At 73.2% G+C, this 8,738-nt stretch carries 8 protein-coding genes and 1 pseudogene; 5 read left to right on the plus strand and 4 right to left on the minus strand.

The genetic code is table 11. The features are described from left to right. Window position 1 precedes the first annotated feature (1 nt). Window positions 2–988 carry a c-type cytochrome biogenesis protein CcsB gene (gene ccsB, locus AB0F40_RS23050; RefSeq protein WP_357473232.1) on the plus strand — a complete coding sequence of 329 codons (987 nt, stop codon included), beginning with the start codon at window positions 2–4 and terminating at the stop codon, window positions 986–988. A 60-nt stretch (window positions 989–1,048) separates the two neighbouring features. On the opposite strand, the gene AB0F40_RS23055 is transcribed toward ccsB, so the two are convergent. Beyond that, complete coding sequence (locus AB0F40_RS23055) at window positions 1,049–1,450, minus strand: PLDc N-terminal domain-containing protein (protein ID WP_357473235.1); 402 nt, start codon at window positions 1,448–1,450, stop codon at window positions 1,049–1,051. Window positions 1,451–1,567: 117 nt separating this feature from the next. Between AB0F40_RS23055 and AB0F40_RS23060 the strand changes: the two genes are divergently transcribed. Further along, a complete protein-coding gene (locus AB0F40_RS23060) occupies window positions 1,568–1,852 on the plus strand; it encodes a DUF4229 domain-containing protein (RefSeq protein WP_357473238.1) in 285 nt (94 codons plus the stop codon). 22 nt (window positions 1,853–1,874) lie between these two features. On the opposite strand, the gene AB0F40_RS23065 is transcribed toward AB0F40_RS23060, so the two are convergent. Beyond that, the gene (locus tag AB0F40_RS23065) at window positions 1,875–2,744 is read right to left on the minus strand and encodes a 1,4-dihydroxy-2-naphthoate polyprenyltransferase (RefSeq protein WP_357473241.1); all 870 of its coding nucleotides are present in this window, start codon (window positions 2,742–2,744) and stop codon (window positions 1,875–1,877) included. A gap of 85 nt (window positions 2,745–2,829) precedes the next feature. Then, window positions 2,830–4,092, minus strand: a complete 1,263-nt coding sequence (locus AB0F40_RS23070; protein ID WP_357473243.1) for an AMP-binding protein — start codon at window positions 4,090–4,092, stop codon at window positions 2,830–2,832. 194 nt (window positions 4,093–4,286) lie between these two features. Here AB0F40_RS23070 and AB0F40_RS23075 point away from each other — a divergent pair, with 194 nt between their 5' ends. Next, complete coding sequence (locus AB0F40_RS23075) at window positions 4,287–5,480, plus strand: DUF1611 domain-containing protein (protein WP_357473246.1); 1,194 nt, start codon at window positions 4,287–4,289, stop codon at window positions 5,478–5,480. After that, a complete protein-coding gene (locus AB0F40_RS23080; RefSeq protein ID WP_357473249.1) occupies window positions 5,467–7,125 on the plus strand; it encodes an ABC transporter ATP-binding protein in 1,659 nt (552 codons plus the stop codon). Before AB0F40_RS23075 ends, AB0F40_RS23080 begins: the two co-directional genes overlap by 14 nt. Before the next feature lie 434 nt (window positions 7,126–7,559). Here the strand turns inward: AB0F40_RS23080 and AB0F40_RS23085 are convergent, their stop codons facing one another. Beyond that, a complete protein-coding gene (locus tag AB0F40_RS23085; protein ID WP_357473252.1) occupies window positions 7,560–8,513 on the minus strand; it encodes a 1,4-dihydroxy-2-naphthoyl-CoA synthase in 954 nt (317 codons plus the stop codon). A gap of 146 nt (window positions 8,514–8,659) precedes the next feature. Here AB0F40_RS23085 and AB0F40_RS23090 point away from each other — a divergent pair. Then, window positions 8,660–8,738: pseudogene (locus AB0F40_RS23090) on the plus strand (VOC family protein); the annotation flags it as partial.

Here is an 8,738-nt window from a genome sequence, read left to right on the forward strand (position 1 = left end):
CATGGACCTGGCAAACCTGAGTGTGCTGCTCGTCTGGGGCGCCGCGACTGCTCTCGCCGTCGCGCTCATCGCGTTCGCGGTGGACCTGTCGCGCCTGTCGGGAGCGAAAGTCGACGCGCGGGACGCGGCCAGGAGCCGAGAGCAGGTGTTGGTCGGTGCCGGCGGCGCGGAGCCGGCCTCGCCGTACGGGCCCGGCGCCGACACCGGAGTGGCAGCTCCCGGAGCGGTGAACCGCAAGCTCGCCGGGATCGGGATGTCCGTGACCTGGCTGGCCGCCGCGCTGCTGCTCGTCGCCGTCGTGCTGCGCGGTGTCGCCGCCGGCCGCGCGCCGTGGGCCAACATGTACGAGTTCACGCTGGTCGGCACGTTCGTGGCGGTCGCGGTGTTCGTCGGGGTCAACACCCGTCGTGACGTGCGGTTCCTCGGCGCCTTCGTGACCGGGCTCGGCGTGCTGTTCCTCGTGCTCGCCCAGCAGCAGTTCTTCGTCGAGGCCATGGGCGTCCAACCCGCGCTGCAGAAGTACTGGCTCGTGATCCACGTGGGCGTCGCCATCTGCGCGACCGGTATCTTCACCGTCGCATTCGTGACGTCGGTGCTGCAGCTCCTGCGGGACGGTCGGGACAACGGCTCACCGCTGCTCGGCAGCAGGCACTGGGGCTGGCTCGACCACACGCCGGCTCCGGCGGCCCTGGAGTCGCTCTCGTTCCGCCTGAACTCGGTCGCGTTCGTGCTGTGGACCTTCACGCTCATCGGCGGCGCCATCTGGGCGGAGGACGCCTGGGGCCGCTACTGGGGCTGGGACCCCAAGGAGGTCTGGAGCTTCATCGTGTGGGTGGTCTACGCGGCCTACCTGCACGCCCGCACCACGCGCGGCTGGTCAGGGACGCGTGCGGCGTGGTTCGTCGTGGCCGGTTACGCGTGCGTGCTGTTCAACTTCACCGGCGTGAACCTGATCTTCAACGGGAAGCACTCGTACTCAGGCCTGTAAGCAGATGACCATGTACCTGCTGCCAAGATCCTCAAGATCTTGGCAGCAGGTACATGGTCATCAGTTGTTGTTCTCGGCGTCGTCGTCCTTGGCGTCCTGGTGGCCCCTGGCCTCGCGCTCGCGCTTGCGCTTCTCCTGCTCGAGCAGCCAGAGGAACTCGGGGTCGTCATCGGGGGCGACAGGGCCGGCCGGGCGGCGTGGGCCGGGCCGAGGGGAGCGCGGGGACGGAGGCGTCGGGCGGCTGCCACCGCGGCCGGGACCCGAGGGGCCCGCGTTGTTGCGGCGGGCAGTGACACGCACCACGATCCACGAGATCGCGCCCAGCAGGGGCAGGAGCACGATCAGGATCACCCAGAGCCAGCGGGGCAGTCCGGCGCGTTCGTCCTCGTCCGCGCCCCAGACGTCGGCCAGGGCATACGCCATGAGTCCGACGACGACCAGGATCAGGAGTATGCGTGCCATACCCCCCAGCCTACGGTGGACAGGGGGCGATACGTGAGCCCGTGCTGTGACCTTGCCCGCGTCGTGGTCCGTCCTGGTCCGTCGGAGTGCGCCCTGTGCGCGGCCTACCATGGTTAGGTGCCTCTTCTGATCTACTCCCTGCTCCGCCTCGCGCTGTTCGGTGTGGTTCTCGGCCTGCTCTACGTGGTGGGGCTGCGGGGCGTGCTGCTGCCGATCGTGGCGGTGGTGGTCGCGCTGGCGCTGTCGTACCTGACGCTGCGCAAGCCACGGGACGCCGCCACCCGGTGGATGGCGGGCCGGGTCGAGCGCCGCGCAGCCGAGCGTGCCTTCTCCCCGAAGCTCGACCTCGACGCGGCCCACGAGGACGCGCACCTGGACGACGAGCTCCGAGACCGCGGCTAGGCCGCGGCCAGCGCACCGGCAGTCAGAGCGACAGGCCGAACCAGAGGAGCAGGCCGTAGCCCAGCTCGTACAGGCCCGTGCCGGCCAGGACCGGGATCAGCAGCTTCCCGCGCGCCCCGGCGAGGACCGGGATGGTGAGCAGCCCCGCCGGACCGAGCAGCAGCAGCACGACGAGCGACCACGGCGCCCAGAACGCGCACACCGCGGCGAGCAGCACCGGGATCCACAGCATCGCGACGTAGGCTCGGCGGGCCCGGTGGTCGCCGAGCCGCACCGCGAGGGTGCGCTTGCCCGCCAGGACGTCGGTCGGGATGTCGCGCAGGTTGTTCACCATGAGCAGCGCGCACGCGATGAGGCCGACGCCGACGGCGCCAAGCACCGCAGGCCAGGTGATGCGGTCGGCCTGCGTGTACGTGGTGCCGAGCACCGCGACCAGGCCGAAGAACACGAACACCGCGATCTCGCCGAGCCCTCGGTACCCGTACGGCGTCTTGCCGCCCGTGTAGTACCAGGCCGCCGCCATGCACACCGCACCGACCGCGATCAGCCACCAGTGGCCCGACACCGCGCTCAGGGCGAGGCCCAGCACCGCCGCGACCCCGAACGCGGCGAACGCGGCACGCTTCACCGCGCCGGGCGCCGCCGCACCGGACGCGGTCAGCCGCATCGGTCCGACCCGGTCGAGGTCCGTACCGCGCACGCCGTCCGAGTAGTCGTTGGCGAAGTTGACCCCGACCTGCAGCGCGAGCGCGACACCCAGCGCGAGCAGCGCGGGCAGCCACGCGGAGGCGTCCACCTGGGCGGCCGCACCGGTACCGACCATGACCGGTGCCGCCGCCGCCGGCAGCGTGCGGGGCCGTGCCCCGGAGATCCACTCGGCGGCAGTCGCCATCAGGGTGTCCTTCGTTCGTGGGGTGCTGTCCGGTTCTCCGGACACTGGCGCCGCGCCTGTGCGCGGCCCTGGCGGAGGAACGAAGTCATGGTCGCACGGGTTCCCGGCCCGCCTTTCGCTCGGCCCGCACGACGGCGTCCCGCACCGCCCGGCGGTCCACCTTGCCCGGGCCCCGGGCGGGCAAGGCCGCGGTGACGTACACCCGGCGCGGAGCGGCCGGCGTCCCGAGCCGCTGCCCGACGGCGGTGCGCAGACCCGCGAGCAGCTCACCGCCGCCGTCGGTCAGGCCCTGGCCGCCGGCCGGTACGCGACCGGACAGCGCCTGCCCGACGGCGACGACGGCGACGACCGCCTGGCCCCACTCGGGGTCGGGCACGCCGACGACGCACGCCTCGCCTGGGCTGCCGAGCTCGGCCAGGTGCCCGGCGATCACGTCCTCGACGGCCGCCGGGGCGACGTTGACCCCGCCGGTGACGACGACGTCGTCGGCCCGGCCGAGGATCGTGAGGCGGCCGTCGTCGAGGCGGCCGAGGTCGGAGGTGCGGAACCAGCGAGCGCCGTCGGCGTCGGTGCGGAAGGCGGCCGCCGTAGCGGAGGGGTCGCCCACGTAGCCCTCGGCGAGCATCGGGCCGGACAGCTCGACGGCACCCGCCCCGGTCCCGGGCGTCGCGCCGGACCGGGCCCCCGGTTCGACGTCGGCGGCCCGGACGCGCACCCCGGCGAGCGGGACGCCGTCGTACACGCAGCCGCCGCTCGTCTCGGACATGCCGTAGGTCGTGACGACGTGGACGCCGGCGGCCCGGGCGCGGGCCAGCAGCGGTGCGGGTGTCGCGGCGCCGCCGACCAGGACGGCGTCGAACCGGGTGAGGGCGTCGAGGCCTGCGGTGTCACCGCCGTCGGCCGCCGTGACGAGGCGATGCAGCTGGGTGGGGACCAGGGAGACGTACGCACGCGGTCCGTGCGCCAGGAGGTCGGCGAAGTCGGTGGCGACGGCTGCGAAGTCCGCTGGGGCGAAGCGGTCCAGCGTGTCCGGGTACACGCCCTTGCCCGTCACGAGGGACCGGGTGATGACCTGGATCCCCGCGACATGGGTGGGCGGCAGGACGAGCAGCCAGCGGCCGGGGCCGCCGAGCCGTTCGTGGGTGGCTCGGGCCGAGGCGCGCAGGGCGGCGGTGCTCAGCGCGACCTCGCGTGGGTTTCCCGTGGAACCGGACGTCCGCAGCACGAGCGCGGTGCCGGGCGGCGGGACGGCGTCGGACAGCCGGGGCTGTGGGGCGTAGGCGGGACCACCGTCGAGGGCGTCCCGGACGGCGCGGACGACGTCGGTCAGGGGGTCGGTCGGTGCCACCTCACGAGGGTAAGGCTGCCCAGGCCGTGCGGGTCACGTGCGCGGCCCTCGTGACCGCCCTGGGGCTGGCCCCGGCTGCGGTCCATCGTGTCTCGATGAGAGACCTTTCATCCCGGTCTCATGACGGGTTCATGGCCGCCTAGTTGAGTGACGGTGCTGCACCGTTCGTCCCTCGACCAGAAAGCGTGGCTGCCATGAGCATTCTCGACACGTCCCCGCACACCCGTGGTTACGCCCCGCGCCCCGTCGCCGCCCCGCTGCGGGCCGCCGACGTCGCCGCCCCGGTACCCGACCCGCTCGTGCGCCGCCTGCTGCGGGCCAAGAAGGCCTACTCGACGCGGTTCGTCGCCGCGGCCGTCGAGGCGAACCCGGCGGCCTTCGATCTGATCACCGACCCGATGCGGGCGCCACGGCCGGGGGACGTCGTCCTGGCGCGCGTCGTCACCATCGGTCAGCACCGGCGCCTGGAGTCCCCGGCCTCGCGCCGCCAGACCCTGTTCGAGGGTGACGAGATCGTCGTGTCCTACGGGTCGCGCTACGCGGCGGACCAGTTCCACGCGGTCATCCCGCAGGACCTCGGACCGTGCCATCTCGCGGCGGCCGGCGGGCTCGCCTCGCGCGTCGTCGACCAGCACGCGGCGATCAAGGACGCCACCGTGATCGAGCCGATCGGGCTGCTCTCGGACGCGAACGGGGTGGTCAACCTCTCGGCCTTCGCGCCTCATCCGGTGCGCCCGGCGTCGTCGGTCAGCGGGGCGGCGCAGCGCGTGCCCGTCGTCGCCGTCGTCGGCACGTCGATGAACTCCGGCAAGTCGACGACGCTGGCCTGCCTCGCCCGGGGGCTCGCCGCCGCCGGCCGCACCGTCCACGCGGGCAAGGCGACGGGGACGGGCGCAGGCAACGACGCCCACCACTACACCGACGCCGGAGCGGACCACGTGATCGACTTCACCGACTTCGGTCTGCCCAGCACGTTCGGTCTCGCCTTCGAGGACGTGCGCGACGTGTTCGCGACGATGGCCGACGTGCTGGCGTCCCCGACAGGCCGCGGCGCCCCCGACGTCGTCCTGATCGAGATCGCCGACGGCCTCTACCAGGGCGACACGCGCCGGCTCCTCACGGACGAGGCGTTCCGCACGGTGGTCGACCGCGTCGTGTTCGCAGCAGGGGACGCGCTCGGCGCGAGCGGGGGAGTCGGCGCGCTGCGCGAGCTCGGCTGCGAGCCGTCGGTCGTGTCCGGCGTGCTCACGTCGTCGCCGCTCGCCACCGCCGAGGCCCGTGCGGCACTCGACGTGCGGGTCGTGCCGACCTTCGACCTGTGCCTGCCCTCCGTCGCGCTGAGCGCCGCGGGCCTGGCTCCCGGCCGGGACGGTCATGCGGTCGCCTGAGCCGGGCGAGCTGCCGAAGATCTTCACCGGGCCCCGCCGGACGTGGCTGCTCGGCCTGGTCGCGCTCGGGCTCGGCCAGGGCGCGCTCGGCGCGGTCAGCGCCTGGGCGCTGACCCAGCTCAGGGCAGGCAGCCCGTGGCCGACGGCGGTCGTCATCCTCAGCATCGTGGCGGCTGCCGTGGCGCTCGGCGGGCTGCGGGTGGAGGAACGGATCGTCGCGGAGCGGCTCGGCCAGGACTACGTGCGGCAGGTACGTCGCGACCTGCTGGAGGCCGAGCTCACCCCGGGCAGCCGCACCCACCTCGGCATCACCGTCGCGCGGACCACCAACGACCTCTCCAGCGTGCGCAACTGGGTGTCGCAGGGCGTCGGGCCGCTCGCAGCGGGCATCCCGCTGATCGCCGGGTCCGCCGTGGGCCTCACGATCATCGACCCGTACCTCGGGATCGGGTTCCTGTTCCCGCTCGGCGTGCTCGCCGCCGTCCTGGTGCCCTGGGCGCGGACCGCCTACCTGAAGTCGCGGCGCCTGCGGCGTGCCAGGGGCCGCATGGCCACCCGGATCGCCGACACCGTCGGGGCCTCGCAGGGGATCATCGCGGCACGGGGCGCCCGCCGAGAGCTCGGTCACATCGACACCGCGTCGGGCGTCGTCGTCGACCGTGCCGTCGACCGCTCGGTGATCGTCGGGACGATCCGGGCCGGTGGCACCGTGGCGGCGCTGCTCGCCACCCTCGCCGTCGCGGCGATCGGCGTCGTCCGAGGGCTCGACCCCGCGGTCACCATGGCCGCCATGGCCGTCGCGGGCATCGCGTCGACCCCGATCATCGACCTCGGCCGGATCGTCGAGTACCGCCAGACCTATCTGGCCGCCCGCGCAGTCCTCGGCCCGGCGCTCGCGGACGCCGCCCGTCGGCGCACCGAGCACGAGGATTCGCGCCAGCTCGCGGCGTCGGCGCCCGCGCCCGACGGCGTGGACGGGCCGGGTCTCGTGCACATGGACGTCCCCGGGCTCACCCCGCAGGACGCGCCCTTGCGTGGCGGTGGCGGTGTTCGGATCCGCCTGACCAGCGACGACCCGGAGGCGCCGCTGCGCCTGATGCGTCGCGTCGTAGGGCTCGACGCCGCCCCGCGGGGCACCACCGACGAGGTGTGGGTGGCCGGCCAGAACCTGCGGGCCGCCGCACCAGCGCGCGGCCGCGCCCTGGTGGGGCTCGCGACCAGGGGCGCCGTGTTCGAGCGCGGGCCGCTGCGGCGCGCGCTGCGCTACCGGCGCCCCGACCTGGACGACGAGACGGCCGCCGCTGTCTTCGACACCGTCGGACTCTCCGCCGACCGGTTGCCGGACGGGTTCCGCACCGAGCTGCGCGCCGGGGGCGAGCCGCTGACCACCGACGAGCGTGCCCGGCTCGCTCTCGCGCGCGCGATCTACGGTGAACCGCCGCTGCTCCTGGTCGCCGACCTGGACCGGGACCTGGACCAGGAGGGTCGCGCCCGGTTGGAGCAGATCCTGGCGGACTACCCGGGGATGGTGGTGTTCACCGGTCCGGACGACCTGGCGGGCGCGCTGGGCGCAGAGGAGGTGCGGGTCGAGGTGACGCCGGTTCCGGTCACCTCGGACGGCCGCGCGCCGGACGACGACGACTGACGGCCGTGCACGGTCCCCGCTGCGCGCTGCGTGCTGCGCCGGATGCGGTCCCCGCGGCGCGCTGGGCGCTGCGCCCAACCGCACGTTGTGCGGCCGACAGCGTCGTCGCTGCCTGCCGAGCCGCATGTTGTGCGCCGGTGGTGGCCTCCGGTCCTGCCGAGCCGCAAGTTCTACGTCCAACGGCGCCGCTCGAGCCACCGAACCGCAAGGTATGTGTCACCGGCGGCGCCGAGCCGAGAGGTACACGTCGATCGGGGCCCCTGAGGACGTGCACCTTGCGGTTCGACGCTGCCGGTGACGTGCACCTTGCGGTTCGGCGCTGCCGGTGACGTGCGCCTTGCGGTTCGGCGCTGCCGTACCTACCTGACCACGCGTACGTTGCGGTTGGCCGGCGGACGCCGTCGGTCCTAGCAGCGGCGACCGTCAGCAGTCGTTCAGTAGTAGTACGGGAAGGCGGACCAGTCCGGGTCCCGGCGTTCCAGGAACGCCTCCTTGCCCTCCACCGCTTCGTCCGTCATGTACGCCAGCCGGGTCGCCTCGCCGGCGAACACCTGCTGGCCGGCGATGCCGTCGTCGGCCGCGTTGAACGCGAACTTCAGCATCCGGATGGCTTGCGGCGACTTGGTGGCGACGATCCGCGCGTACTCGAGCGCCAGCCCCTCCAGGTCCTCGTGGGCGGCGACCTCGTTGACGGAGCCCCAGCGCTCGGCGTCGTCGGCGGAGTACTCGCGGGCGAGGAAGAACACCTCGCGGGCCCGCTTCTGCCCGATCTGGCGGGCGAAGTACGCCGAGCCGTATCCCGCGTCGAACGAGCCGACGTCGGCGTCGGTCTGCTTGAACTTGCCGTGCTCGCGACACGCGACCGTGAGGTCGGCGACGACGTGCAACGAGTGCCCGCCACCCGCGGCCCAGCCGTCCACGACAGCGATCACCACCTTGGGCATGGTCCGGATCAGGCGCTGGACCTCCAGGATGTGCAGGCGGCCGGCCTGGGCCGGGTCGATGGAGTCGGCGTTCTCGCCCTCGGCGTAGCGGTAGCCGTCGCGGCCGCGGATGCGCTGGTCACCGCCGCTGCAGAACGCCCAGCCGCCGTCCTTGGGGGAGGGGCCGTTGCCGGTCAGGAGCACCGTGCCGACGTCGGACGTCATGCGCGCGTGGTCCATGACCCGGTACAGCTCGTCCACCGAGTGCGGGCGGAACGCGTTGCGGACCTCTGGCCGGTCGAACGCGATGCGGACCACGGGCAGATCGCGGGGCTCGGGACCGCTGCGGTCGACGCCGCGGTGATACGTGAGGTCGGTCAGGTTCTCGAAGCCGGACACCGTGCGCCAGCGCTGCGGGTCGAACGTCTCGGAGACTTGCTGGGGGAGTTCGGTGCTCGTGCTCACGCGGGCAAGCCTAGTTGGGGCAGTGCGCCGGAAGGCGGGAACGGTCGGTCCTCGTCCCGCCGATGCTGGGCTGTCCGGGCTGGTAACGAGCCGAGGAACGTGAGTTCGGTCCGATGGGATGAGATCGGTCGGTCAACCGACCGAAGTCATCCGGCGCCTGCGGTTGGCTCAAGGACAAGTACGGGGTGTCCTGGCAGGTGATCCCCCAGGAGCTCGAACAGCTCT

Origin of the sequence: Promicromonospora sp. NPDC023987, assembly GCF_040639055.1 — a bacterium.
Taxonomy (GTDB): Bacteria; Actinomycetota; Actinomycetes; order Actinomycetales; family Cellulomonadaceae; genus Promicromonospora.